The following is a 502-nucleotide window of genomic DNA, read 5'->3' as shown; positions in this document are numbered from 1 at the left end:
TTGACTGCGCCTTTGGCGGCCAACATTACACCAGCACCATTAACCATTAGTTCTGGTTTAGTTGCGCAGAGCAAGGTCTATGACACTACTACAGGCGCAACAATTGCGGCAGTAGGTACGCAGACATTGTCTGGTGTACTGGGTTCAGATGCGGCAAATTTAGATGTAAGCTCAAGCGGTCCATACACTGGCACCTTCAGTCAAACAAACGTTGGCACTAGTTTGGCTGTTACTCCGACAACAACTACAACTAATATCAATGGCTTAAATTACACCACCATGGCTGGAGTGAGTTTAAGTGGCTCAGCTGCTGGCAATTACTATGTCACAGGTCCAGCAACTACGCTTACCGCAAACATAACTAAAGCATCTTTAACAATTACTGCAAATAACCAAGCCTCTTTTATTACACAACCTGCAGGCACATTATCTTATTCATCCATTGGCTTGCTAGGTAGCGACACAATTTCTGCTGTAACTCTGGCAACGGCTGCATCGAATA

Annotated in this window: 1 protein-coding gene; it reads left to right on the top strand. The window is 45.0% G+C overall.

Going from position 1 to position 502, the window contains the following annotated elements; genetic code table 11:
* Nucleotides 1–502 (top strand): YDG domain-containing protein (locus VC182_RS11495; RefSeq protein WP_323485375.1); only part of this gene is annotated, 502 nt, incomplete at both ends.

The sequence above is a fragment of the Polynucleobacter sp. AP-Nickl1-40-C4 genome (assembly GCF_035012665.1).
Lineage (GTDB): Bacteria > Pseudomonadota > Gammaproteobacteria > Burkholderiales > Burkholderiaceae > Polynucleobacter.
Note: the sequence above shows the minus strand (reverse complement) of the source record. Positions and strands in the feature narration are given on the sequence as shown.